Origin of the sequence: Enterobacter bugandensis (assembly GCF_900324475.1) — a bacterium.
Classification (GTDB): domain Bacteria; phylum Pseudomonadota; class Gammaproteobacteria; order Enterobacterales; family Enterobacteriaceae; genus Enterobacter; species Enterobacter bugandensis.
Map to the genome: position 1 here is coordinate 2,479,096 of NZ_LT992502.1, position 23,328 is coordinate 2,502,423.

Genomic DNA, 23,328 nt, shown 5'->3' on the forward strand with positions numbered 1-23,328 from the left:
TAATCATTCTCACGTAGCGCTCTGACGATACAGTTGTGTAATATCATATCTATAGCGTAATACTATAGTAAACAACATACAGAGGTTTAATCATGATCGTTCGTCACGCCTGTAAAGAAGACTGCGCTGCGATAGGAGAGATCTATAACCATGCGGTGCTGCATACTGCCGCGATCTGGAACGATAAAACCGTTGATACCGATAACCGAATCGCCTGGTTCGAGGCCCGCACGCTCGCGGGTTACCCGGTTCTGGTGGCTGAGGAAAATGGTGTGGTTACCGGGTACGCCTCTTTCGGCGACTGGCGCGCCTTCGACGGCTTTCGTCACACGGTTGAGCATTCGGTGTATGTCCATCCGGAGCATCAGGGTAAAGGCATTGGCCGCACGTTAATGAAAGCGCTGATCAACGAGGCCCGCGCCATCGGCAAACACGTGATGGTGGCCGGCATTGAAGCGCAAAATAAGGCCTCGATTCACCTTCACGAAACGCTCGGTTTTGTGACCACGGGGCAGATGCCGCAGGTGGGAACCAAGTTTGGCCGCTGGCTGGACTTAACTTTTATGCAGCTGCAGCTGGACGAGCGCAGCGACCCGGACGCAATCCCATGAATCAGTCGCTGACGCTGGCGTTCCTGGTGGCGGCGGGGATCGGTCTGGTGGTGCAAAACACCTTAATGGTGCGTATCACCCAGTCCTCCTCCACCATTCTTATCGCAATGCTGCTCAACTCCCTGGTCGGCATTGTGCTGTTTGTCAGCATTCTGCTGCTGAAGCAGGGCTTCGCCGGGTTCAGTGAGCTGGCCGCAACGGTGCGCTGGTGGACGCTGATCCCGGGGCTGCTGGGGTCGTTTTTTGTGTTTGCCAGCATCAGCGGCTACCAGAACGTGGGCGCGGCAACGACCATCGCGGTGCTGGTCGCAAGCCAGCTGATTGGCGGGCTGGTCCTTGACGTGCTGAGAAGCCATGGCATTCCCCTGCGCGCGCTGATCGGCCCGGTATGCGGCGCGGTGATGCTGGTCGTCGGGGCCTGGCTGGTAGCGCGACGCCAGTTTTGATTACAGTATGGTGCCGCCCTTGGTCAGCTGTTCCTGGCGTGCGTCCATCTCCTCTTTGTGCTGCTTACCGTGGTGCGAAATCGCGGTACGCAGACGCTGCTGTTGGGCGTAACGGTCTTCACGGCTGAGATCGGCATCATCGCTCAATGCAATCAGCAGTTCGTTCATATGGGCGATGACGCTCTCTTCGATGGCGGCATCCACGCGGGCGATAACTTCGTTTAAATGTGACATTGTCACTCCTTGTTTTTGCCGGGTGGTGGCTTACGCCTCACCCGGCAATAAATGCTTAGTTCAGCTTCGCTTTAGAGAAATCGCTGCCCATCAGGCTCACGCTGTATCCGGTCACGTTGCTGCGGCTTGCAAAGAACGTTTTGCCGTTTGCCAGCGCGATCCACGGTGCCTGCTGGTAGAAAATCTCCTGCGCCTGGCCGTACAGTTTCGCACGCTCGGCCGGATCGCTGGTCAGCTTCGCTTTTTGCACCAGGGCATCATAACCCTTATCGCACCAGCGCGCGGCGTTTGACCCGGTTTTAATGCTGTTGCAGCCCAGCAGCACATCGGCAAAGTTGTCCGGGTCACCGTTATCGGACATCCAGCCGAACAGCGCGGAGTCGTGCTCGCCTTTGCGCATCCCGGAGAGGTATTCGCCCCACTCATAGGAGACAATTTTGGCCTTCACGCCGACTTTCGCCCAGTCGCTCTGGATCATCTCCGCGATACGACGCGAGTTAGGGTTATACGGACGCTGAACCGGCATTGACCACAGCGTGACCTCTGCGCCCTTCTCCAGCCCGGCCTGCTTCAGCAGCGCTTTTGCTTTATCAGGATCGTAGCTGTAGTCCTGCAGATCTTTATTAAAGCCCAGCATATTTGGCGGGATCGGCGATTTTGCCACCGTACCGGAGCCCATAAAGACCGCATTAACGATAGCCTTCTTGTCGGTCGCGTAGTTCAGGGCCTGACGCACCAGCACGTTATCGAACGGCTTTTTCTCGGTGTTAAACGCCAGATAGCCGACGTTCAGCGCATCGACAGAGTGCAGCGTCAGGTCTTTGTTCTTTTTAATCACGTCAAACTGAACCGGAGACGGCGCAGGAATAATCTGACACTCGTTGGTCTGCAATTTCGCCAGGCGGGTTTCCACGTTTGGCGTGATGGAGAAGATAAGATGTTTGGTCGGCACCTCGCCATCCCAGTAGTTCGGATTAGCGACGTAGCGGATCAGCGAGTCCACCTTGTACTGCTGGAGCACATAGGGCCCGGTACCGATCGGCCAGGTATCTACGTTCTCAGGCGTGCCTTTTTTCAGCATCTCATCGGCGTATTCGGCGGAGAGGATCGACGCGAAATCCATTCCCCAGTCGGCCAGGAACGCGGCGTTGGGTTCACTCAGGGTGAACTGGACGTGATAATCGTCGACCTTTTTAACGTCCTGAATCAGCTTATCGAGCCCGACATCGTTGAAGTATTCGTAGTTGCCCTGGGACACATTATGGTATGGGTGTTTAGGGTCTTTCTGACGCATCACCGAGAAAATAACGTCATCGGCGTTAAAGTCGCGCGTCGGCTTGAAGTATTTGTTGCTGTTGAACTTCACCCCTTTGCGCAGGGTAAAGGTATAGGTCTTGCCGTCCGGTGAAATCGTCCAGGATTCCGCCAGTGACGGGACCGGGGTATTTTTCACCGGGTCGAAATTGATCAGGCGGTTGTACAGAACCTGAGAGCTGGCCACGAACGACGGGCCGGAGCTGGCGATTTGCGGGTTGAACGACTCTGGCGATGCCTCGGAGCAGTAAATAAGGGTGTCGTTGTTTGCCGCCCATGCGGCACCGGCTGGTAAAAGAGCGCTCAGCGCAAGGGCGAGAAGCGTTTTCCCTGTAGACATAGTTATAACCCTGACAGTTTTATTATATAGGTCAGTAATAACAGCACAGCCCTTATCACCTGGCAAATAACGAAACACTATCAGGTTATTCTAAAGCCGCGTTTTTTGCCGGTTTTGCCGCCAGTGCAAAAAAAGGTGATTTGCCTTAAGTGACGTTATTCGTCAAGCACAACCGTCACGATCTATGCCGCAAGAAATCGGCGCTTTTAGCGTCTCTTCCTCCGTTTGTTTGCTTCCTCGTTTCGTTAAAGTAACGGTGTGAAGAAGTATATGGGATCAAATCGTGGCAAAAACTCTTTTACGCAGCGGTAATCTGGATGATTTTCAGGCCGTTGGCGGCGGCGGACAGGCCGTTTTTGAATCAGCGTTACAAATCCGGGAAGCGCTTCGATTGCGCAAACAGCAGGCCATAGTGGACTGTCTGGCTATTCCTCAGGTCAACGACAGTGGCGACCGCGTGGACTGGTATTCCCCCGTTGAGGGAAGCGTCACCAGCTGGAAGGCGGCCAGTGAAGACGACCGCTACCGCGCCCTGCGCTATCTGGAAAACACGCTTGCCAGCGTTGAGTCGTTAAGCAAGAAATGCCTCCAGTCGCCCAAAACCGCGCAGCAGCTTTTCGGCTCGCTGCTGTCGAAAGCGTTTCAGTTTCCCGGCGAGAATTTTGTTTTCCTGGTCGCAGGAAAGCCGATTATTTGCTTCTGGGGTTTTGTAAACCTGAACGAAAATGCGCGCGACGATGTCCTCGACTGCCTGCGTGAAGCGTTGATACCCGAGCCTGCCCCCGTTGTGATTGAAGAGCCCGAGCCAGAACCCGCGCCCGAACCGTCCATCACCTTTGAAAAAGCAGACGAGCCGCTGATTGCGCCCGTCGCCGCCGTGCGTATTACGCCGGAAGAACTGTATGAGCCGGAACCCGCGCAGGTTGTTGCGCAACCCGTTCAGGAACCTGCGCCTGTTGCCGTCACGAAAAAACGTCGCGTTCCCCTGTGGACCCTGCCGGTTGCCGCCGTGATTGTGGCAGCCATTGCCGCGCCGCTGCTGTGGCCAAAACAGGCCCCTTCGGCAGAGCCCGCTCCGGCACCGGCTCCGGAGCCCGTGGCTATTGCACCGCAGCCGATCAAAGCGGTAGAGCCGCTGGCTATGAATCTCCCCCTGCATCAGGCTGAGGTCGTCGCCAGTAAAGAAAAAGAACCCGCTCCTGCACCTGAAGCCGCACCGGTGGTAATTGTTCCGATCCCGAAAGATGCCATGGTGATGGAAGCCGGTCAGGTGAAAGCCGGGTCGACGCGCTTCCTGAACGGTACCTGGCGCGCGGTTCTCGACGTGAAAGATCCGGTCACCGGCAAGCCGCCGTCAATGCGCTATCAAATCCAGAACAATAAAGGTTTCGCCCGCGTCGTGCACGGCGACAACATTGTCTGCCGCGCGGAGATTTTCTCCGGGCTGCACAGCAATGGCGAGCTGATGATTAAAAGTCGCGGCAATGCCCGCTGCACCGACGGTTCCCGCTATCCGATGCCGGAAGTCGCCTGTAAAGCCGGGGCCAGCGATATCGCAGAATGTCGCGCTCGCTACGATGCCAACACCGTCGTCCCACTGACGTTCAAGAAAGCAGGTGCCTGATTCTATGCTGGTAAATCTTTGCGACTATAAACAAAGCGTCACGCTTATTGCCAACAGCGGCGTGCAGTTCCTGGATTTCGGCCTGACGCCGCAGGACACCGCCAGCAACGGGCGCTTCGTTCGTAAAACCGCGAACGGCCCCCTTTTGCGACTCGATTTCGACCTGGTGAACGGGCGCTATACCCTGCCGGGGACGAACGGCGGTCAGCCTGAAGTGGTTAAACCGGAAACCACCATTCCGCTGCATCAGTCCCTTGCCGTGCTGGACGGCGTCTGGCTTCCCGTGCCGTTCCTGCGCTTCAATCCGCCGCGGACCTTTGTGGAAGGACCGGATAACTGGGCGCGCGTTCAGGTGCGCAAGCTCGAGAAGCCCGACACGGCAGGCAACTCGCACCGCGTCACCCTCGCGCTCGACAGCCAGATCGCGGAGCATGCCACCTCCGCCCTGTCGCCGGTTGAAAACGATATTCTGAATGGAACCCGCTTTGCGCTGGCGTGGCGCGATAGTGAGGTAGAAAGTTTCCTCGACCAGACCTGGATTGACGGCTGGCTGCGTGAGGCATTTACCCAGTATGCCGACGGCGTGGAAAACCGCTCTGAACGCGACCTGCAGCAGGCGATGCGCAGCTTCGAATACCAGGCCCACTGGCTCAACCTGCTGACCATGCTCGGTGAACAGATCACCATTCCGGAAGTGAAATTTGTCACCCATACGCTCAGCACGCCTGCCATTCCTGTCGACCTGATCCTAGACGTGGGCAACACCCATACCTGCGGCGTCATTATCGAAGACCACGGTGATGCAAACGACGGGCTTCGGCAGACCGCCGAGTTGCAGGTTCGTTCGTTAAGCGAGCCGCAGTTCCTGAACGAGCCTCTCTTTACCAGCCGTCTTGAATTTTCCGAAGCGCGCTTTGGCAAACAGCACTTCTCGGTAGAAAGCGGTCGCGAAGATGCGTTTGTCTGGCCGTCGATTGTTCGCGTGGGCGATGAAGCCCGCAAGCTGGCGATGCAGCGCCTGGGAACCGAAGGTAACAGCGGCATCTCCAGCCCGCGCCGCTATCTGTGGGATGAAACGCCTGTCGTGCAGGACTGGCGCTTTAGCCAGATGAACGGCAAAACCCAGCGTGAACCGCTCGCCACGGCGTTTCCGCTGATGAACCTGATGAACGATGACGGTGAGCCGCTGTTTACGCTGCCGCAGGACGAGCGGCTGCCGGTCTTTTCGCCGCAGTACAGCCGCAGCACGCTGATGACGCACATGCTGTGCGAGCTGCTGGCGCAGGCGCTGGGCCAGATCAACAGCGTCGCCACCCGCCTGCGCCTGGGCTTCCCGGCCTCGCCGCGCCAGCTGCGCACCCTGATCCTGACCCTGCCCTCGGCCATGCCGAAGCAGGAGCGCGAGATTTTCCGTCGCCGCATGTTTGAAGCCATTGCCATCGTCTGGAAAGCGATGGGCTGGCACCCGCAGGATGAAGATTTTGCCACCCGCAAGCAGCAGGAAAAAAGCGTGGTGCCGGTCCCTGAGATTCAGATGGAGTGGGATGAAGCCAGCTGCGGTCAGTTGGTCTGGCTGTATAACGAAGCGATTTCCCGTTTTGGCGGCCAGACGGAAGCCTTTTTCGCCTCCCTCGCCCGCACGGATCGTGAACCTGAGCCAGGCGTGCAGCCGGGCCGCGCATTACGCGTCGCGTCTATCGACATCGGCGGTGGCACCACGGATATGGCAATAACCCACTACCAGCTTGATGACGGCTCCGGTAATAACGTCAAAATCACCCCGCAACTGCTGTTCCGCGAAGGGTTCAAGGTGGCGGGCGACGATACCCTGCTGGACGTGATTCAGCGCTATGTCCTGCCCGCCCTGCAAACGCAGCTGCAGAAATCCGGCATTGCGGACGCCTCACTGCTGATGGCGTCGCTGTTCGGCGACTCCGGGCGTATTGATACCCAGGCGGTACTGCGCCAGCAAACGGCGCTTCAGCTCTTTATGCCGATTGGCCACGCCATTCTTTCCGCGTGGGAAGCCAGCGACATTGACGATCCGCTGGCGGGCCTGCATGCCACCTTTGGCGAGCTCCTTGCGCAGAAACCAACCCGCAACGTGATGAACTATCTTCAGCAGGCAATCGATCATGCCCTGCCGGCGGGCTCAGAGGCGTTCGACCTGTTCGCCGTGCCGCTGCACGTGAACTTCCGCGAAATGCAGGATGCAATGCTGGCCGGTCAGTTTACGCTGACCTCGCCGCTCCACGCGGTGTGTGAAGCGATTTCCCATTACAGCTGCGATATTCTGCTCATCACCGGGCGCCCGGGCTGCCTGCCGGGCGTTCAGGCGCTGATTCGGCATCTGCAGCCGGTGCCGGTCAACCGCATCGTCTGGCTGGATAAATATCAGGTTCACGAGTGGTATCCCTTCAGCCAGCAGGGGCGCATAGGCAATCCGAAATCGACCGCCGCGGTGGGGGCCATGCTCTGCAGCCTGGCGCTCGATCTGCGTCTGCCGCGCTTTAACTTTAAGGCCGCGGACATTGGCGCGTATTCAACCGTGCGTTATCTCGGCGTGCTGGATAACACCGTCAATACGCTGCGCGAGGAGAACGTCTGGTATCAGGATATAGACCTGGATAAGCCGGGAGCGAAGCTCGACGCCCGTCTGCACTTCCCGCTGCGCGGTAACGTTACCCTCGGCTTCCGCCAGCTGGCGAACGCGCGCTGGCCCGCCACGCCGCTTTATACGCTCAGCATCAATTCGGCTGAACTGGCAAAAGCGATTGCCGGCGACGGCGTGCTTAACGTGAGGCTTAAGCTCTGCGGCGGCAGCAAATTAGAGGGCCCTGAGTCCTTCGAGCTCAGCGATGCCTGGCTGCAGGACGGCACGCCGGTTGCGCCTGACGCGTTAACCTTCAAACTGAATACCCTGGCCGATCGCCGACACAGCGGTAGCCACTACTGGATCGACAGCGGGAGCGTATACCTGAAATGACAGCGACCACGACCACCACCCAGGCCTTGATCGGGTGGATTAATGAGACGCGCCTGAACGCCCCTGTGCTGGATAACGATGCTGATGCCCTGCTTGCTCGTATCAACGCGGCGCAGGCGCGGGAGCAGGCCATTGAACGCGCCCTGACCCGCCGGAGCAGCATTGGGCTTTACGGCCATTCTCAGAGCGCCAAAGCGCACCTGCTGCTGTCGCTATGCGGCAGCGGTAACGGGCGCCTGAACGTGATGCCGGGCCAGCGCACCTTTGACTATTTTTCGCATATTAACCCAGGGCATGCCCTGACCAACATGGCCGTGCGCTTCACCCGAGACACCCCGGAGGTAGCGGATGAGGCGTTTCCGCTGCGTCTGAGCCTGGTCACCGAGGCCGAACTGGTACAACTGTTTATTGCCCGCACGACGCTGCACCCGCAGATGCGCGCGGTGGATAAGGCGGTCATTGAGACGCGTCTGGAGAAATGGCGCGGCCTTCGCCAGCCGCAGAGCGTGCCCGGCATCACGGCGCAGGATGTGGGTGCGATTTCGCGTTTCTGGCAAAGCACGGTACCCGCCGCGAGACAGCAAATTGATGACGCCCTGTGGCATGAGTTTGCCCAGCTGGTGCCATCGCTCGATCTCAGCACCCGCGCCAGCGTCTGGTCGCTGCTGTGGGGCGAGCAACAGGAGTTAACCCAGCAGTGGCTGAAGCTTGCCCACGTGCTGCATCAGACCAGCCATGCGAGCGAGCTGGCTGCGCCGCTGAGCCTGCTGGTGGACAGCTTTGGTCTGCCTGGTGAAGGGTTCCTGACGCACGGCACCTTAACCCAGCAGGAAACTCAGGAGACGCTGCTTCATCCGCTGAACAACGGTGAAATGCTCAACGCCATCAGCATCCCGGTCGACGTGCTTGCTTTCCTTACCCGCGAGCTGGTCTTGCCGGTTGAGAATGGCGCGCTGGATAACGTTGATATCATTGATATTCCGGTCTTTGAAGACGGCAGCGCCGATCCTTTAGTACAGGCTAAATGCCAGTGGCTGCTTGAACATTACCGCCAGCAGCTCCAGCCGGATGTGCTGGTTATCTGCAACGCGACAGCGCGGCACGAGCAGACGGCCCAAAAAGCAAAAGTGTTAATTAACTGGATTAAAGAGACCCAGCCTGCCGAGGAGTCTGCCCTGCCGGGGCTGGTGTGGGCGATCACACCGCATGACGCTCGTTTCACTACCCGACAGAATCTCGATGAAGCCGTACAGCATCTGCTGGGCAAGCCAGGCCTGCGCTGGGGAACTCTGCAGGCGCTGGACAGCCACAGCATGCAGCGCGTCATTGAGTGGTTGTCTCAGGCGACGCTCCCGGCACAGCGGCAGAAGCGCCTTGGCACGCTGAAAAACCTGCTGCGGCAGGAGATCGCGTCGCTGATGCAAAGCTATCTGGCGCCGCTGGTTGAGGAACCGGGTACACGACGTGCTCAGGCCGAAAACATGGTGCGCACGCTGCAAAGCAGCGCCGCCCGTCACGGCGAGCTGCTTGAGGGCCTGCTGCCGCCGCTAAAAGCCTTTGAAACGCTGCTCGCCGTTCAGCAACCGCGCGAGGAGCAGGTGAACGGGCTGTTCACGGACACCATCGATCTGTTCGCCGATAACGCCCAGGAAAGCGCAGGACGATTCCAGACAAAAGACAAAGCGCGCCTGGCGCACAGAGTATGGATAAATCATCTGCGCCAGTGGAGCCGCAATGAAGCTACCGCCGCCCGTCTTGGTCTGGAGCCCGCGGTGCTGCAGCAAATCGCGGATGTGCTGGTGGTAACCAGCTACCGGCTTAATCTCCCGCAACAGCTTCAGCGAATTGTCGACGCGGATAAAAGCAGCGCGGCGCAGCTGCATGCGGTGATAGGGAATTTCGTTGGCTGGCTGGGTTACGACCAGACCCCGTCAGCAGAACGCCCCGCAAGCCGCATTCGCAAAGGTCAGGCAATCTTTGTTACGCCCGTCGTCAGCAGTGCCGCACCGCGCCTGACGCGTCTGGGGGAGCAGCCTGTTCATGCGGCCACCGCGTACGTTTACGACTGGCTGGTTGCCCTCTATAGCCGGGCAATCGAAAACATTAATTATCAGCACCCGCATGATGTTCAGCCTGACGCACGTCGGGCACTGCGGGCTTTAATCCTGTAGCGGCCTTTCTTGCCGGGTAGCGCTGCGCTTACCCGGCCTGTATTCCGCGACGATAATTACGCCGCCATACACTCCGCTAACGCCTGCGCCAGTGCCGACGGGTTTTCCCACGACATGGAGTGCCCCGCCGCAGGGATGATTTTGACCTCAACGCCCTTCAGCTTCAGATTATCCACATCGTCATCCGGCAGTGAGAGCTCACCAAAAATCAACGTCACCGGGCAAGGCAGCGACAGAAATTGCGCTTCCCAGTCCGGCTCAACACCGGCGACCAGGCTTGATGCGCCGCGCCAGACGGCATAGGGTGCATTGCTTTGCAGGCACCCGGCCCAGGCGGTGGTCTCTTTACGGAGCATGGCATTATAGCCCTGCGCCACAAACTGGTGTTCGGTTTGCGCCGCAATAGCGCGGCTAAACATCCCCCCACCGGCGTGAAAATTGGGCTCCGACACTATCAGTCCCTTCACGCGCGGTGCCAGCAGCCCCGCCGTTTCTATAGCAATGCTGCCGCCCATGCTGTGACCGTATAACCAGAAAGCATCCAGCTGAAGATGGTCAATCAACTCCGCCACGACGCGCGCCTGTTCAGTCGTTTTATAGCTGTAATGTTCAGGCTTATCGCTGTAACCGCTGCCGGGTAAATCGATGAGAATAGCTCTGCGCCCGCCAAACTGAGGGTCTCGGACGACGCGAGGATATTCATAGGAAGAGGCGCAGCCCAATCCGTGGATAAAGACTACGGGATCGCCAGAGCCGGGCAAATCATGCCAGCGCACGGTGCAACCCGCATGCTGCGAGTAAAAACTGTTCATAAGCACTCCTTTTACGATGCACTGTGTATTTATACAGCCATCGTAACTGGAATGCTATGTTCATCTTTCGAACTTGGAAGGATGCTTCAGAAAAGAGAAATCAGCAGCGCAACGGGGAAACTCATCGGCCAGGTCGACCCGACCAGAAACGCGCTAAGCAGGCGGATGCGCTTGCGGTCTTTAGAAAGGAACCAGGTAATTAATGCACAGATGGAAGCCATCACTGCGTAAAAAACCAACATCTTTTGATACAACGTCATTCTGTATACCAGAGCCGAAAAAATAACCGCACGCAATATGCGTCATATGTTGATACAGATCAAGTTTTTTCATTACATAATAACCACTTAAATATTAAGGCTAATAACAACTGAGTATTTTGTATTACAAACAGGGGGAGCCACCCATTATCTTTATTGATAACATGCAACTTAAATGCACTTTTTGATAAATCCTCTCTTCCGCAAAGGCGTCTAATAAATGCAGACATACATGGGAGGCAATATGCTACGCATTCCGCAAAGCTGTATTCATACCCGCTCTACCCCTTTCTGGAATAAAGAAACCGCCCCCGCCGGGATCTTTCAGCGTCATCTCGATACGGGTACCCGTCCGGGCGTTTATCCACGCCTGTCCGTTATGCAGGGTGCCGTCCGCTACCTGGGTTATGCTGATGAACATGCCCCTGAGCCTGACAGCACACTGATTATCAGGGCCGGCCACTTCGGTGTTTTTCCCCCTGAGAAATGGCATCACATCGAGGTGATGAGCGACGACACGCTGTTTAATATTGAATTTTTCGTCGAACCAGAGGTGTTGAAGTCGCTTTAAGCGGCTTTTATTTACGAGGTAACCTTTATGCTACGTATCCCTGAGAATTTTGTTCATACCCGCTCCACGCCATTCTGGAACAAAGACACCGCGCCAAAAGCCCTTTTCACCCACCATAATACGAAAGCCAGCGTATATGGCCGTTTGTCGGTGATGCAGGGTGCGGTGCGCTATTTTGGTTTCCCGAACGCTGACGCGACCGAACCGGATCTGGAACTGGTGATTGAAGCCGGATCGTTTGGCATCTCGCCGCCAGAGAAATGGCACCGCATCGAGCTATTGACCGACGATACCTATTTCAATATCGACTTTTTTGCCGATCCTGACGTTACGCTTCAGGGCGCGGGCATCGGCAAAGTGGTCAATACACATAAGGAGTAACCGCGTGGGTAAAGCAACGTACACAGTGACCGTGACCAACAACAGCAACGGCGTCTCGGTGGATTACGAAACAGAGGCCCCCATGGAGTTGCTCATCCCCGACGTCGCCGCAGACGTAGTAAAAGATCTGGTGAATACCGTCCGCGCTTACGACACGGAAAATGAGCACGAGGTGTGTGGCTGGTAAAGCAAACGCCCGGCGATGCAGACCGCCGGGCATGATTTTCTAGTGTTTAATCATAACGTGCCGGACAACCGTATAATCCTCAAGCCCGTACACCGACATATCCTTTCCATAGCCAGACAATTTCATGCCGCCGTGCGGCATTTCGCTCACCAGCATAAAGTGGGTATTGACCCAGGTGCAGCCGTACTGCAGGCGCGCGCTCAGGCGATGGGCGCGTCCCACGTCTTTCGTCCAGACCGACGACGCCAGGCCGTATTGCGAATCGTTCGCCCAGGCCAGGACCTGCGCTTCATCGTCGAATTCGGTGACGCTCACCACAGGTCCAAACACTTCTCGCTGAACGATGGCATCCTCCTGTTTCGCCCCGGCCAGCAACGTTGGCTGGAAGTAGTAGCCCGCCCCCTCTTTTTTGCTCCCGCCCGTCACCACGCGGATATGGCCGAGGGCTTTCGCCTCGTCAACCGCCTGACAGACGCGTGAAAGATGGGCAGCCGAGCTGAGCGGACCGAGTTCAGTAGACTCATCCTCCGGGGCACCCATTTTGAGGCTGGCCACCGCGGCACCGAGCTTTTCCACCAGCCGGGTGTAGATCCCCTTCTGGGCATAGATACGGCAGGCCGCCGTACAGTCCTGCCCGGCATTGTAGAAACCAAACGTCCGCACGCCTTCTACAACCGCATCCAGGTCGGCGTCATCGAACACGATAACCGGCGCTTTACCGCCCAGCTCCATGTGGGTGCGCTTAATGGAGGACGCCGTGTGGCCGATGATATGCTCCCCGGTGGCAATCGAACCGGTCAGCGACACCATGCGCACTTTTTCATGTCCGGTGAGCGGGTCGCCCACCGTTTTTCCACGGCCAAACAGCACGTTGAGAACGCCAGCCGGGAAGATATCTTTCGCCAGCTCCGCCAGCTTTAACGCCGTTAGCGGCGTGATTTCAGACGGCTTGATGACCACACAGTTACCGGCCGCCAGCGCAGGCGCCAGCTTCCATGCCGCCATCATTAGCGGGTAGTTCCACGGCGCGATAGAGGCAACCACGCCCACCGGGTCGCGGCGGATCATCGACGTGTGGCCGTCAAGATACTCACCCGCGGCCAGCCCGTTCAGGCAGCGGGCCGCCCCGGCGAAGAAACGGAAAACGTCGACCACTGCGGGAATTTCATCGCCCAGCGCACAGTGCAGCGGCTTGCCGCAGTTGAGGGATTCGAGCCGGGCAAACTCTTCGCCATGCGCTTCAATCGCATCCGCGAGCTTCAGCAGGCACTCGGCGCGGGTTTTCGGCGTCGTTTGTCCCCACGCCTCAAAAGCACGGTCGGCGGCCTGAACCGCCGCGTCGACCTGTGCCGCTGACGCTTCAGCAATCTCCAGCAGCACCTCTCCGGTGGCCGGGTTATAGACAGGCTGTTTCTCTCCCTCTCCGGCAACCAGTTCACCCTTTATCAGCAGATGTGTTTGCATAGCATTGTCCTGTTCAAATCAATGTTATTTCCCGCCGCCGGCGATGTTTTCGCCGTCGCGGGTTAGCCACCAGGCTCCCAGAATGGGGATGGTTGTTACCAGCATCACCAGCAGTGCAACGACGTTGGTGACCGGCACGTCGCGCGGACGGCCTAGCTGATTGAGCAACCACAGCGGTAACGTGCGTTCGTGTCCCGCCGTAAAGGTTGTGACGATAATTTCGTCAAACGACAGGGCAAACGCCAGCATTCCCCCGGCCAGCAGCGCGGAGCCCAGGTTGGGCAGCACCACATAGCGGAAGGTTTGCCATCCGTCGGCCCCGAGATCCATCGACGCTTCCACCAGACTCCAGGAGGTGCGTCTGAACCGGGCAATCACGTTATTGAAGACCACCACCACGCAAAACGTGGCGTGCCCAACCACAATGGTGAAAAACCCCGGCTCAAGGTTGATTGTTTTGAACGCTGTCAGCAGCGCCAGGCCGGTGATGATCCCCGGCAACGCAATCGGCAGCAGCAGCAATAGCGAGATCGCGTTCTTGCCAAAAAACTCGCTTCGCCAGAGCGCCGCTGCAGCAAGCGTGCCAAGCACAAGGGCTATCGCGGTGGATAGCGCGGCAACCTGAAGTGACAACGTCACCGATTCGATGATATCCCCGCGCCCCGCCGCCGCAGTAAACCACTTCAGCGTCAGCCCCTGAGGCGGAAAGCTGTAGGCAGCATCTTCGGTATTAAAGGCATAGACTGCGATAATCAGCAGCGGGAAGTGCAGGAAGATGACGCCTCCCCACGCTGCCACTTTCAGGAACAGCGGTGCGCGTTCAGAGTGCATCGAATGCTCCCAGACGCTTCACGAACGCCAGATAGAGTGAAATCAGCACGATGGGAACCAGCGTGAACGCGGCGGCCATGGGCATATTGCCGATCGCCCCCTGCTGGGAGTAGACCATGTTACCGATGAAAAACCCCGGCGGCCCGACCAGCTGCGGTACGATGAAATCCCCCAGCGTCAGGGAAAAGGTGAAGATTGAGCCCGCGGCAATGCCCGGGATAGCCAGCGGCAGAACGACATAGCGGAAGGTCTGGCGCGGGCGGGCGCCGAGATCGGCAGAGGCCTGCAGCAGCGAAGCCGGCAGCCGTTCCAGCGCCGCCTGAACGGGCAGGATCATAAACGGCAGCCAGATATAAACGAAGACCAGAAACCGTCCCAGCCCGGAGGTGGATAAGGTGTTGCCACCTACCGCGGGGAGCGTAAGGATCGAGGTCAGGAGCGGCTCCAGCCCCAGGTGGTTGAGGAACCATTGTGCCACGCCGTCCTTCGCCAGCAGCAGCGTCCAGGCGTAGGCTTTGACGATGTAGCTCGCCCACATTGGCAGCATCACGGCGATATAGAAAAACGCTTTCCACTTGCCGCGGGTGTATCTCGCCATGTACCAGGCCATCGGGAACGCCAGAATTGCGCTGGCAATCGTCACCGCAATCGCCATCGTTAACGTGCGCAGGATGATGTCGTAGTTTGCCGGGTTGAAGAGCGCCAGAATGTTCGCCAGGGTCAGATCCGGCGTGACCGCCATGGTGAAATCGTCAAAAGTGTAAAAACCCTGCCACAAAAGGGTCAGCAGCGATCCTAAATAGACAATGCCAAACCACATCAGCGGTGCAAGCAGAAGCAGGAACAGTCCGAGCGACGGTTTACGCCAGAACAGTGCGGTCATGCGGCTTATGCGGCCGCGCGGGGCGGGAGGGTGCGCGACACTCATAGCCATTTCACCTCTCCTCCTGCAGGCGAATCATCGCCTCGCGCGACCACGACGCCGTGACGGCCTGCCCCGGCGCAATGCCGCTTAGCGGCGAGAAATCGCTGAGATTGGCCTGGCTCACCAGCAGTTTGGCACCGTCGGCGAGCCTGATCTCAAGGCGCGTGGCAGCCCCCTGATACTGAACGGCCTGGACGACGCCCTGCACCTGAACCTCACCGCCCTCATTCAGGCGGATATGTTCCGGACGCAGGGAATAGCTGCCCTCCATGCCGCAGACTTTATGCGCAAGGCCTGCATCGAAGACGTTCGAGGTGCCGACAAAACCGGCGACAAACGGCGTGCGCGGGCGCATGTAGAGATCGCGCGGGGTATCGACCTGCTCGATGCGCCCATTATTGAACACCGCCACCCGGTCCGACATGGAGAGGGCTTCACCCTGATCGTGGGTGACGAAAATAAAGGTGATGCCGAGTTCCTGCTGAAGTTTCTTCAGCTCGAACTGCATCTGCTCCCGCAGCTTGAGATCGAGCGCGCCTAACGGCTCGTCGAGCAGCAGGACGCGCGGTTCATTCACCAGCGCCCGCGCGATGGCCACACGCTGGCGCTGGCCTCCGGAAAGCTGCGAAGGCTTGCGGGCGACGGCAAAGCTTAAGCCCACTTTTTCCAGCGCGTCGCGAGCCTGCGCGTGGCGTTTTTTCTTGTCGACGCCTTTCACCATCAGCCCGTAGGCGACGTTATCGAGGATCGACATATGCGGGAACAGCGCGTAATCCTGGAATACGGTGTTCACGTCCCGCTCCCACGGCGGCAGCGCGCTCGCCTCTTTGCCAAAGATAGATATCGTGCCGCCAGACAGCTGCTCAAAGCCGGCAATCAGACGCAGGCAGGTGGTTTTGCCGGAGCCCGAAGGCCCCAGCATGGAGAAGAATTCTCCGTCACGAACGGCAATGGTGACCCCATCCACCGCCCGCACGTCGCCGTACAGACGGGAAACGTCATTAAACTCTACCGCGTACGTCATGTTCTGCTCCCGGATGATTAACGGCCACCCATGATGGCGATGTAATCCTGCGTCCAGCGGCTGTAAGGCACATATTTTCCGCCTTCTGCGATGGGGGTTTTCCAGAACATGATTTTGTCAAAATAGTTATAGCCGTTGGTTTCACAGCCCTTGTCACCCAGCAGCGTGCTGGCCTTACACCCTTCAGGCACGACGGGCAGCGAGCCAAACCATGCCGCCAGATCGCCCTGCACTTTCGGCGTGAGCGACCAGTTCATCCACTTGTAAGCGCACATCGGGTGTTTTGCCTGTGCATGCAGCATGGTGGTATCCGCCCAGCCGGTCACCCCCTCTTTCGGGAAGACGGTGGCAACGGGCTGGTTCTCGCCCTTCAGGGCATTCGCCTGATACGGCCAGGCGCTGGAGGCCACGACGCCTTCATTTTTGAAGTCGCTCATCTGGACGGTGGTGTCATGCCAGTAGCGGTGGATCAGGGCATGCTGGTCGCGAAGTACCTTGAGCACGGCGGCATACTGTTCTTCAGTGAGCTGATACGGGTCGCTAATACCCAGCTGCGGCTGCGTGGCTTTGACGAACAGCGCCGCATCGGCGATATAAATCGGGCCGTCGTATGCCTGCACGCGTCCCTGATTGGTTTTGCCGTCCGGCAGATCCTGCTTCGTAAAGACCACGCTCCAGCTGTCCGGCGGCGTCGGGAAGGTTTTGGTGTTGTACATCAGCAGGTTTGGCCCCCACTGGTACGGCGTGCCGTAGACCTTGCCGCCCACGTTAAACCACTCGCCCTTGACGATGCGCGGGTCAAGGGTTTTCCAGTTGGGGATCAGTTCCGGGTTAATCGGCTGAACGCGTTTTCCCATAATCAGGCGGAGCGAGGCATCACCTGACGCGGTGACAAGGTCGTAACCTCCCTTCGCCATCAGGCTGACCATTTCATCGGACGTGGCCGCCGTTTTAACGTTGACCGCGCAGCCGGTCTCTTTTTCAAACTGGGTAACCCAGTCATAATTTTTATCCGTCTGTCCGCGTTCGATGTACCCCGGCCAGGCGATAATATCCAGTCGGCCTTCCCCGTCGCCAATGGCCTTTGGTGGTTCTGCGGCTTGCGCGGTCATGATAGTCATGCCGAGCGCGCACAGGCTGCTGCGGGCAAATTTTTTGCTCATAAGAGTTACTCCTGTCGCAATGAAATTTAGCGGCAGCCGTGCCGTAAAAATATCTCCCTTATTAAACGTAGACCGCGCAAATGCGCCGCACCGTTCGGCTTAAGGAAATTTCATCAAGGTGTGACCGAGGACGCATTCCCCGTTAACTGGATTATAGACAAGGAGTTAGCCGCGAAAGCCGGTATGCAGATTTCATATGATACGGCACCGCAAAATATTTGCCGTGCCGTCGTCAGGATAAGAAATGATTATTTAAATAAAGGGGAAAAGTTATTCCATCATTGTGCTAATTAATTTACCTAACTGAATGACCGCCTGCTCTTCCCGCTCGCCCCACGCCCAGGACGTATTAAACCGGAAGAACGGCGTCCACGCGTCAGAGGTGGAAAACATCTTTCCGGGCGCAATGCTGATGTGGTGCGTTAAGGCCTTTTCGCTCAGCAGCCCCGCGTCCAGGCGCGCAGGTAGCTCCAGCCATAAAAAGTAGCCGCTGTCGCTGTGATGAATTTTGACGCCAGCGGGCATATGGCGCAGAAGCGACTGCCACGCCTGCTGTTTTCGCTCTGCGAGGGTTCGTCGCAGGCGGCGCAGATGGGCGTCGTAGCGTTTTGTCGCCAGATAGTCCACCAGCGCCAGCTGCATGGGGGAACTGGTTGAAAGCGTGCTCATCAGCTGCAGCTGCTGAATGCGGCGCGCGTGTTTTCCTGCCGCCACCCAGCCGATGCGAAACCCCGCCACCAGGCATTTTGAAAAGGAAGAGCAGTGAAGCGTCATATCTACCCGGTCCCAGGCTTTGGCCGGAAGAGGTTTTTCTCGACCAAAATAGAGCTCGCTGTAGACATCGTCCTCGATCAAGGTGACGTTGTGCTCCGTCAGGAGCGCGACCAGACGCGCTTTTTTTTCCGCACTCAGCGTGAAGCCAAGCGGGTTTTGGCCGTTGGTCATGAGCCAGCAGGCTTTTACGGGGTAGTCGTTCAGCGCCTGCTCCAGCGCATTCAGATCGATCCCCTCCCGAACGTCTGTGGCGACCGACAGCGCTTTTAGCTTCAGACGCTCCAGCGCCTGCAGCGCGCCGTAAAAACACGGGTTTTCAACAATCACCCAGTCTCCTGGCTCCGTCACCGCCTGCAAACTCAGGTTGAGGGCCTCAAGGGCGCCTGCGGTAATGACGATCTCGTCCGGCGAGATGTTCATCCCCTGCTGCGCATAACGGCGCGCAATGGCGTGACGGAGTTCAGCGTTACCGGGCGGCAGGTTCTCAATCACGCTCATTGCGGTAGCGGTTTTACTGACGTTTGCCAGCGAGCGGTTGAGCTGCTGAAGCGGGAAAAGCCGGGGGTCGGGAAACGCGGAGGCGAAAGGAACAACGGACGGATCGCGGCTGGCCTGTAAGACCTCGAAGATATAGGTGTTGATATCTACCGCTTCATCACGCATTACCTGGGCAGGCGGCGCAGGCTGTTGTGCGGTCGGGCGCGAGGCAACGTAATAGCCCGACTGCGGCCTGGCGACAATGCGCCCCTGACTTTCCAGCATCTGATACGCGTGGCCAACGGTCATAAAGCTCATGCCGCTGCTTGCCACCTGCTCTCGGAGGGAAGGCAGCTTATCGCCCGGCAGCCAAACGCCAAGCTCAATCTGCGAGATAATTTGTTGCGCCAGACGCTGGTATTTTTTCATCAGATTCTCCTTATTGCCGACAGTGTATATCAGCAGGAGAAAAAGAGAAGATTTTGCTAACTGTTATAGTTTAAGTAAAAATTACTTACGGTACTCGGTAACGTGGCTTTGCGCCTGACGCGCAGCGGCCAGGTGATCGAGCGTAATCATTGACGATTTGCAAAAGATGCATTTCGCACCGAGCGGGTTTTTCTCAGATACATCAAAGACTGAGGTACGGTACTGCGAGCCATGACAGCATGGGCAGCGGAAATGGATATAAGAAGTCATAGGATTCTCCTGTGAACGTAAAAACGTAAATTACTCATGAGCCGATCAGGCAATAATGGTTTTAAACAAAACTAATCGGAATGTAGATAAAGACCCAAGGGAGGCTGCGGAGAGGCACAACGTGATGAGAACTGCTTTATGAAACTACGTCAGATATTTTTTTGGACTCAAAACCAGAAGACCATTAACGCACGGCGATGACGACAAAGCAAGCGGTTTAATGCGGAAAATTCATAAAAAGAATATTTTTATTCCTCGTTGGCGAGGTATATCTGATAGCTAAAGCATACGTTTTATGCCAACTGTTATGGTTAAAAATCACTTTTCTGCGTCTGAAAGTCCGAACGTTGCCCCTATAGCATAACAGTACACCGTTTGACATTGAGGCTGTGCATGTTTGGTTTAGATGCTTTTCACCTTGCGCGGATACAGTTTGCCTTTACCGTATCCTTTCACATTATTTTCCCGGCCATCACCATCGGCCTGGCCAGCTATCTTGCCGTGCTCGAAGGGCTGTGGCTGAAAACGAAAAATCCAGTCTGGCGCTCGCTGTACCATTTCTGGTCGAAAATTTTCGCCGTCAACTTTGGTATGGGCGTGGTCTCCGGGCTGGTGATGGCCTACCAGTTTGGCACCAACTGGAGCGGCTTTTCGCAGTTTGCAGGCAGCATTACCGGCCCGCTGCTGACCTATGAAGTGCTTACCGCCTTCTTCCTCGAAGCCGGGTTCCTTGGCGTGATGCTGTTCGGCTGGAATAAAGTGGGGCCAGGGCTGCACTTCTTCTCCACCTGCATGGTGGCGCTGGGCACCATTATCTCAACCTTCTGGATCCTCTCCTCGAACAGCTGGATGCAGACCCCGCAAGGCTACGAGATCGTCAACGGGCAGGTGGTACCGGTGGACTGGTTCGCCGTGGTATTTAACCCCTCCTTCCCCTACCGCCTGCTGCATATGTCGATTGCGGCATTCCTGAGTAGCGCCCTGTTTGTCGGTGCATCCGCGGCATGGCATCTGCTGCGCGGGAATAATACCCCTGCCATTCGGGCGATGTTTTCGATGGCGCTGTGGATGACGCTGATTGTTGCCCCCATCCAGGCCCTGGTTGGCGATATGCACGGGTTGAACACCTTAAAGCATCAGCCCGCCAAGATTGCCGCTATTGAAGGCCATTGGGAAAATCCGCCGGGCGAGCCTACCCCACTGCTGCTGTTTGGCTGGCCTGACATGGAGCAGGAACGCACCCGCTTTGGAGTGGCGATCCCGGCGCTGGGTAGCCTCATCCTGACGCACAGCCTGGATAAACAGGTTCCTGCGCTAAAAGAGTTTCCAAAGGAAGACCGTCCTAATTCCACCATCGTCTTCTGGTCGTTCCGCATTATGGCGGGTTTAGGGATGCTGATGCTGCTGCTTGGGGTAGTGGCGCTTTGGCTGCGTTATAAAAAGCGGGTTTATTCTTCGCGTCCGTTCCTGTGGTTTGCCCTGCTGATGGGGCCATCCGGGCTGATTGCCATTCTGGCCGGATGGGTCACCACCGAAGTCGGCCGCCAGCCGTGGGTGGTCTACGGACTCCAGCGAACGAAGGATGCAGTTTCAGCCCATGGTGACCTTCATATGAGCGTGAGCCTGCTGGCCTTCTTCGTCGTCTATAGCTCGGTATTTGGCGTGGGCTACAGCTATATGGTGCGCCTCATCCGAAAAGGCCCGCAGCCGCATGAATCGTTCGCCACCGAGTCCGATGGTCGCCCGGCGCGACCGCTTTCTGCCGTCACAGCTGAACATAAGGAGCAGCCATAATGGGTATCGATCTTTCCATTATCTGGTTTGTCATCATCGTCTTTGCCACGCTGATGTATATCGTCATGGACGGGTTTGATCTGGGAATCGGTATTCTGTTCCCGGCAACACAAAACGCTGACGATCGCGACGTGATGGTCAACAGCGTCGCACCGGTCTGGGACGGCAATGAGACCTGGTTGGTGCTGGGTGGTGCCGCCCTGTTCGGTGCATTCCCACTGGCCTATGCGGTGATTATCGATGCTCTGACCATTCCGCTGACATTAATGCTGATCGGACTTATATTCCGCGGCGTGGCGTTTGAATTTCGCTTTAAAGCCACGCCGGCCCACCGTCCTTTCTGGGATAAGGCGTTTATTGGCGGTTCCGTTCTGGCGACCTTTACCCAGGGCGTGACGGTAGGTGCCGTCATTAACGGCTTTAGCGTCACTGGCAGAACGTATACCGGCGGACCGTTTGACTGGTTTACCGCGTTTAACCTGTTCTGCGGCGCGGGTCTGGTGGTGGCCTACGCGCTGTTAGGCTCAACCTGGCTGGTGATGAAAAGCGAAAATGCGCTGCAGCAGCGGATGCGTGAGGTGTCGAAAACGCTGTTAATCGTGCTGCTGGCATTTATCGCAGCGATCAGCCTCTGGACGCCGCTGGCGCACCCGGCCATCGCGGCGCGCTGGTTTACGCTGCCGAATCTGTTTTATCTGCTGCCAGTCCCTGCCCTGGTCGTCATGTTTAGCTTCTACCAGTGGCGCTGCCTGAGTAATCCTGAGAGCCATGCTCGGCCGTTTATTCTGACGCTGGGGCTAATATTTCTCGGCTTTAGCGGGCTTGGGATCAGCATCTGGCCGCATATCATACCGCCGTCGATCACCCTGTGGCAGGCCGCCGCGCCGACGCAAAGCCAGGGCTTTATGCTGGTGGGCGCGCTGTTGATCATTCCCGTTATTCTGGTCTACACCTTCTGGAGCTACTACGTATTTCGCGGCAAAGTTCAGCCTGGGGAGGGTTATCACTGATGCAACAACCTGTCTGGAAAAGATTGCTGTGGCTGGCCATTATCTGGGGCGGCAGCGTACTTGCGCTGGCAGCAGTCAGCATGCTCTTTCGCATGCTGATGACGGCTGCCGGGTTTAAATCGCATTAAACTTCATTCCGGGCAGCCCTGCGCTGCCCGGCACCACCCCGCACTTTCAGATAAACCCCATTAACGCACCGCAGAGTATCGTTACACTGGTAAAAGATTCACAGAATTTATTATTTGAGAAGAAAAATGAAAAAGCTCATCGCGTTAAGTGTTATCAGCCTTGTCCTCAGCGGCTGCGTTAATCCGGGCAAAGCATCCGTTCAGCCGGATCAGCTGAAGAGCCACCGTTTTGTTCTGGAAAACGTGGACGGCAAATCCGTGAAGGGCATGACAACGCAGCCTGAGATCGCTTTTAACGCGCTTCCCGACATTAGCCTCATTGATAACATTAGCGTTTCGGGCCAGATGTGTAACCGCTTCAACGGGCAGGGAAAGCTGTCCGAAGGTGAGCTGAAAGTGAAAACGCTGGCGATGACCCGCAAACTTTGTACCGAACCACAGCTTAACGAGCTGGATCAGGCCATCGGCGACATGCTGCGCAAAGGGGCGCAGGTCGACCTGACTGAAGACCAGCTGACGCTGGCGACGGCCGATAAGACGCTGATGTTTAAGCGAGCAGAATAATCAGTAGCTACCGCAGCTTCCAACGGCAAGCGACTGTTCACTGCAGCGTTTGCCGTTTGGCAAGGCGCACATCCCAATAGCCGAACCATCAAGCTGGCGGGCAACAGACAGCGAGCCGCCAATCATGGCGCAGTTGGCCTGGCCTGAACTGGACATTGCCGCTTTCATTCCCGGCGCCACGTGGGCCGCCGTGGCCTGCTGCACAGGTTCACTGCTACATGCCGACAACAATAACGCGGCACACCCTACCCAAAATGCTGAACGCATGCTCTCTTCCCCGTAATTAGTGCGAAACCTAAGCATAATAGGCATCACATCCCGTGTCGTCGAGAGCGGAAGTGCGTATTTATGCGCCGCTGAAACAATTTCTCGCAATTTTTTCGCCCTAAGTTTGATCTAACCATTGATGGTGGGAATACCGAGGACACAAAAGCGAAAATCGTAAAACCCCCTGTTTGCTAGACTACACAGATAATATTCAGGGTTTGTCGCCTTATGACAGCCCCCTATTTTTTGCGCAATGTAAGGGTGTCGTCCT

The 23,328-nt window shown here is 57.2% G+C and carries 24 protein-coding genes; 12 read left to right on the forward strand and 12 right to left on the reverse strand.

Going from position 1 to position 23,328, the window contains the following annotated elements:
* Positions 1–92: 92 nt before the first annotated feature.
* Both DG357_RS12050 and DG357_RS12055 read left to right on the forward strand, forming a co-directional pair.
* Entirely contained in the window at positions 93–611 is a 519-nt protein-coding gene (locus DG357_RS12050; protein WP_045260624.1) for a GNAT family N-acetyltransferase, read from the forward strand.
* On the forward strand, positions 608–1,057 hold the full coding sequence (locus DG357_RS12055) for a DMT family transporter (RefSeq protein WP_028013294.1): 450 nt from the start codon (positions 608–610) through the stop codon (positions 1,055–1,057). The genes DG357_RS12050 and DG357_RS12055 overlap by 4 nt, the downstream gene beginning before the upstream one ends.
* On the opposite strand, the gene DG357_RS12060 is transcribed toward DG357_RS12055, so the two are convergent.
* Together DG357_RS12060 and DG357_RS12065 are read right to left on the reverse strand one after the other, a co-directional pair.
* Positions 1,058–1,291, reverse strand: coding sequence for a YdcY family protein (locus DG357_RS12060; protein WP_041909781.1), 234 nt, complete (start codon positions 1,289–1,291; stop codon positions 1,058–1,060).
* 55 nt (positions 1,292–1,346) lie between these two features.
* The gene (locus DG357_RS12065) at positions 1,347–2,945 is read right to left on the reverse strand and encodes an ABC transporter substrate-binding protein (RefSeq protein ID WP_088205503.1); all 1,599 of its coding nucleotides are present in this window, start codon (positions 2,943–2,945) and stop codon (positions 1,347–1,349) included.
* Positions 2,946–3,228: 283 nt separating this feature from the next.
* Between DG357_RS12065 and DG357_RS12070 the strand changes: the two genes are divergently transcribed.
* The 3 genes from DG357_RS12070 to DG357_RS12080 are packed head-to-tail and all read left to right on the forward strand — an operon-like array spanning position 3,229 to position 9,726.
* On the forward strand, positions 3,229–4,569 hold the full coding sequence (locus DG357_RS12070) for an SrfA family protein (protein ID WP_088205504.1): 1,341 nt from the start codon (positions 3,229–3,231) through the stop codon (positions 4,567–4,569).
* 4 nt (positions 4,570–4,573) lie between these two features.
* A complete protein-coding gene (locus DG357_RS12075; RefSeq protein ID WP_063154234.1) occupies positions 4,574–7,555 on the forward strand; it encodes a virulence factor SrfB in 2,982 nt (993 codons plus the stop codon).
* Complete coding sequence (locus tag DG357_RS12080) at positions 7,552–9,726, forward strand: virulence factor SrfC family protein (RefSeq protein WP_088205506.1); 2,175 nt, start codon at positions 7,552–7,554, stop codon at positions 9,724–9,726. Before DG357_RS12075 ends, DG357_RS12080 begins: the two co-directional genes overlap by 4 nt.
* Positions 9,727–9,782: 56 nt before the next feature.
* On the opposite strand, the gene DG357_RS12085 is transcribed toward DG357_RS12080, so the two are convergent.
* Both DG357_RS12085 and DG357_RS12090 read right to left on the reverse strand, forming a co-directional pair.
* A complete protein-coding gene (locus DG357_RS12085) occupies positions 9,783–10,538 on the reverse strand; it encodes an alpha/beta fold hydrolase (protein WP_048959044.1) in 756 nt (251 codons plus the stop codon).
* 86 nt (positions 10,539–10,624) lie between these two features.
* On the reverse strand, positions 10,625–10,798 hold the full coding sequence (locus DG357_RS12090; protein ID WP_014883956.1) for a GhoT/OrtT family toxin: 174 nt from the start codon (positions 10,796–10,798) through the stop codon (positions 10,625–10,627).
* 244 nt (positions 10,799–11,042) lie between these two features.
* On the opposite strand from DG357_RS12090, the gene DG357_RS12095 reads away from it, so the two are divergent.
* The 3 genes from DG357_RS12095 to DG357_RS12105 are packed head-to-tail and all read left to right on the forward strand — an operon-like array spanning position 11,043 to position 11,937.
* Positions 11,043–11,369, forward strand: a complete 327-nt coding sequence (locus DG357_RS12095; RefSeq protein ID WP_041912006.1) for a DUF1971 domain-containing protein — start codon at positions 11,043–11,045, stop codon at positions 11,367–11,369.
* Between the two features lie 27 nt (positions 11,370–11,396).
* The gene (locus DG357_RS12100) at positions 11,397–11,750 is read left to right on the forward strand and encodes a DUF1971 domain-containing protein (protein WP_028013302.1); all 354 of its coding nucleotides are present in this window, start codon (positions 11,397–11,399) and stop codon (positions 11,748–11,750) included.
* A 4-nt stretch (positions 11,751–11,754) separates the two neighbouring features.
* Complete coding sequence (locus DG357_RS12105) at positions 11,755–11,937, forward strand: DUF1869 domain-containing protein (protein WP_003856955.1); 183 nt, start codon at positions 11,755–11,757, stop codon at positions 11,935–11,937.
* 39 nt (positions 11,938–11,976) lie between these two features.
* Here DG357_RS12105 and patD read toward each other — a convergent pair whose 3' ends face one another.
* The 7 genes from patD to ymcF form a co-directional block, all read right to left on the reverse strand.
* Entirely contained in the window at positions 11,977–13,401 is a 1,425-nt protein-coding gene (gene patD / locus DG357_RS12110; RefSeq protein ID WP_028013303.1) for an aminobutyraldehyde dehydrogenase, read from the reverse strand.
* A gap of 24 nt (positions 13,402–13,425) precedes the next feature.
* The gene (locus tag DG357_RS12115; RefSeq protein WP_041909768.1) at positions 13,426–14,232 is read right to left on the reverse strand and encodes an ABC transporter permease; all 807 of its coding nucleotides are present in this window, start codon (positions 14,230–14,232) and stop codon (positions 13,426–13,428) included.
* A complete protein-coding gene (locus DG357_RS12120; protein ID WP_088205507.1) occupies positions 14,222–15,166 on the reverse strand; it encodes an ABC transporter permease in 945 nt (314 codons plus the stop codon). The genes DG357_RS12115 and DG357_RS12120 overlap by 11 nt, the downstream gene beginning before the upstream one ends.
* A 1-nt stretch (position 15,167) precedes the next feature.
* Positions 15,168–16,181: an ABC transporter ATP-binding protein gene (locus DG357_RS12125; RefSeq protein WP_088205508.1), complete on the reverse strand. Its 1,014-nt coding sequence runs from the start codon at positions 16,179–16,181 to the stop codon at positions 15,168–15,170.
* Between the two features lie 17 nt (positions 16,182–16,198).
* On the reverse strand, positions 16,199–17,344 hold the full coding sequence (gene ydcS, locus DG357_RS12130; RefSeq protein WP_028013307.1) for a putative ABC transporter substrate-binding protein YdcS: 1,146 nt from the start codon (positions 17,342–17,344) through the stop codon (positions 16,199–16,201).
* A 270-nt stretch (positions 17,345–17,614) separates the two neighbouring features.
* On the reverse strand, positions 17,615–19,024 hold the full coding sequence (locus tag DG357_RS12135) for an aminotransferase-like domain-containing protein (RefSeq protein WP_088205509.1): 1,410 nt from the start codon (positions 19,022–19,024) through the stop codon (positions 17,615–17,617).
* A gap of 81 nt (positions 19,025–19,105) precedes the next feature.
* The gene (gene ymcF, locus DG357_RS12140; protein ID WP_028013309.1) at positions 19,106–19,294 is read right to left on the reverse strand and encodes a cold shock small protein YmcF; all 189 of its coding nucleotides are present in this window, start codon (positions 19,292–19,294) and stop codon (positions 19,106–19,108) included.
* A gap of 393 nt (positions 19,295–19,687) precedes the next feature.
* On the opposite strand from ymcF, the gene DG357_RS12145 reads away from it, so the two are divergent.
* The 4 genes from DG357_RS12145 to hslJ all read left to right on the forward strand — a co-directional run bounded on the left by DG357_RS12145 (position 19,688) and on the right by hslJ (position 22,790).
* On the forward strand, positions 19,688–21,088 hold the full coding sequence (locus DG357_RS12145; RefSeq protein ID WP_088205510.1) for a cytochrome ubiquinol oxidase subunit I: 1,401 nt from the start codon (positions 19,688–19,690) through the stop codon (positions 21,086–21,088).
* Complete coding sequence (cydB, locus tag DG357_RS12150) at positions 21,088–22,098, forward strand: cytochrome d ubiquinol oxidase subunit II (protein ID WP_063154245.1); 1,011 nt, start codon at positions 21,088–21,090, stop codon at positions 22,096–22,098. Before DG357_RS12145 ends, cydB begins: the two co-directional genes overlap by 1 nt.
* Positions 22,098–22,226 (forward strand): DUF2474 domain-containing protein, encoded by a 129-nt coding sequence (locus DG357_RS12155; RefSeq protein ID WP_008501283.1) that lies wholly within the window; start codon positions 22,098–22,100, stop codon positions 22,224–22,226. The genes cydB and DG357_RS12155 overlap by 1 nt, the downstream gene beginning before the upstream one ends.
* Positions 22,227–22,352: 126 nt before the next feature.
* Positions 22,353–22,790 (forward strand): heat shock protein HslJ, encoded by a 438-nt coding sequence (hslJ, locus tag DG357_RS12160; RefSeq protein ID WP_028013312.1) that lies wholly within the window; start codon positions 22,353–22,355, stop codon positions 22,788–22,790.
* Here the strand turns inward: hslJ and DG357_RS12165 are convergent, their stop codons facing one another.
* Positions 22,791–23,057 carry a putative hemolysin gene (locus DG357_RS12165; protein ID WP_028013313.1) on the reverse strand — a complete coding sequence of 89 codons (267 nt, stop codon included), beginning with the start codon at positions 23,055–23,057 and terminating at the stop codon, positions 22,791–22,793.
* Positions 23,058–23,328 lie beyond the last annotated feature (271 nt).

Coding starts and splice junctions, on each gene's coding strand:
- DG357_RS12050 (WP_045260624.1), top strand. CDS start 93: ATGATCGTTCGTCACGCCTGTAAAGAAGACTGCGCTGCGATAGGAGAG.
- DG357_RS12055 (WP_028013294.1), top strand. CDS start 608: ATGAATCAGTCGCTGACGCTGGCGTTCCTGGTGGCGGCGGGGATCGGT.
- DG357_RS12060 (WP_041909781.1), bottom strand. CDS start 1,291: ATGTCACATTTAAACGAAGTTATCGCCCGCGTGGATGCCGCCATCGAA.
- DG357_RS12065 (WP_088205503.1), bottom strand. CDS start 2,945: ATGTCTACAGGGAAAACGCTTCTCGCCCTTGCGCTGAGCGCTCTTTTA.
- DG357_RS12075 (WP_063154234.1), top strand. CDS start 4,574: ATGCTGGTAAATCTTTGCGACTATAAACAAAGCGTCACGCTTATTGCC.
- DG357_RS12080 (WP_088205506.1), top strand. CDS start 7,552: ATGACAGCGACCACGACCACCACCCAGGCCTTGATCGGGTGGATTAAT.
- DG357_RS12085 (WP_048959044.1), bottom strand. CDS start 10,538: ATGAACAGTTTTTACTCGCAGCATGCGGGTTGCACCGTGCGCTGGCAT.
- DG357_RS12090 (WP_014883956.1), bottom strand. CDS start 10,798: ATGACGTTGTATCAAAAGATGTTGGTTTTTTACGCAGTGATGGCTTCC.
- DG357_RS12095 (WP_041912006.1), top strand. CDS start 11,043: ATGCTACGCATTCCGCAAAGCTGTATTCATACCCGCTCTACCCCTTTC.
- DG357_RS12100 (WP_028013302.1), top strand. CDS start 11,397: ATGCTACGTATCCCTGAGAATTTTGTTCATACCCGCTCCACGCCATTC.
- patD (WP_028013303.1), bottom strand. CDS start 13,401: ATGCAAACACATCTGCTGATAAAGGGTGAACTGGTTGCCGGAGAGGGA.
- DG357_RS12115 (WP_041909768.1), bottom strand. CDS start 14,232: ATGCACTCTGAACGCGCACCGCTGTTCCTGAAAGTGGCAGCGTGGGGA.
- DG357_RS12120 (WP_088205507.1), bottom strand. CDS start 15,166: ATGGCTATGAGTGTCGCGCACCCTCCCGCCCCGCGCGGCCGCATAAGC.
- DG357_RS12125 (WP_088205508.1), bottom strand. CDS start 16,181: ATGACGTACGCGGTAGAGTTTAATGACGTTTCCCGTCTGTACGGCGAC.
- ydcS (WP_028013307.1), bottom strand. CDS start 17,344: ATGAGCAAAAAATTTGCCCGCAGCAGCCTGTGCGCGCTCGGCATGACT.
- DG357_RS12135 (WP_088205509.1), bottom strand. CDS start 19,024: ATGAAAAAATACCAGCGTCTGGCGCAACAAATTATCTCGCAGATTGAG.
- ymcF (WP_028013309.1), bottom strand. CDS start 19,294: ATGACTTCTTATATCCATTTCCGCTGCCCATGCTGTCATGGCTCGCAG.
- DG357_RS12145 (WP_088205510.1), top strand. CDS start 19,688: ATGTTTGGTTTAGATGCTTTTCACCTTGCGCGGATACAGTTTGCCTTT.
- cydB (WP_063154245.1), top strand. CDS start 21,088: ATGGGTATCGATCTTTCCATTATCTGGTTTGTCATCATCGTCTTTGCC.
- DG357_RS12155 (WP_008501283.1), top strand. CDS start 22,098: ATGCAACAACCTGTCTGGAAAAGATTGCTGTGGCTGGCCATTATCTGG.
- hslJ (WP_028013312.1), top strand. CDS start 22,353: ATGAAAAAGCTCATCGCGTTAAGTGTTATCAGCCTTGTCCTCAGCGGC.
- DG357_RS12165 (WP_028013313.1), bottom strand. CDS start 23,057: ATGCGTTCAGCATTTTGGGTAGGGTGTGCCGCGTTATTGTTGTCGGCA.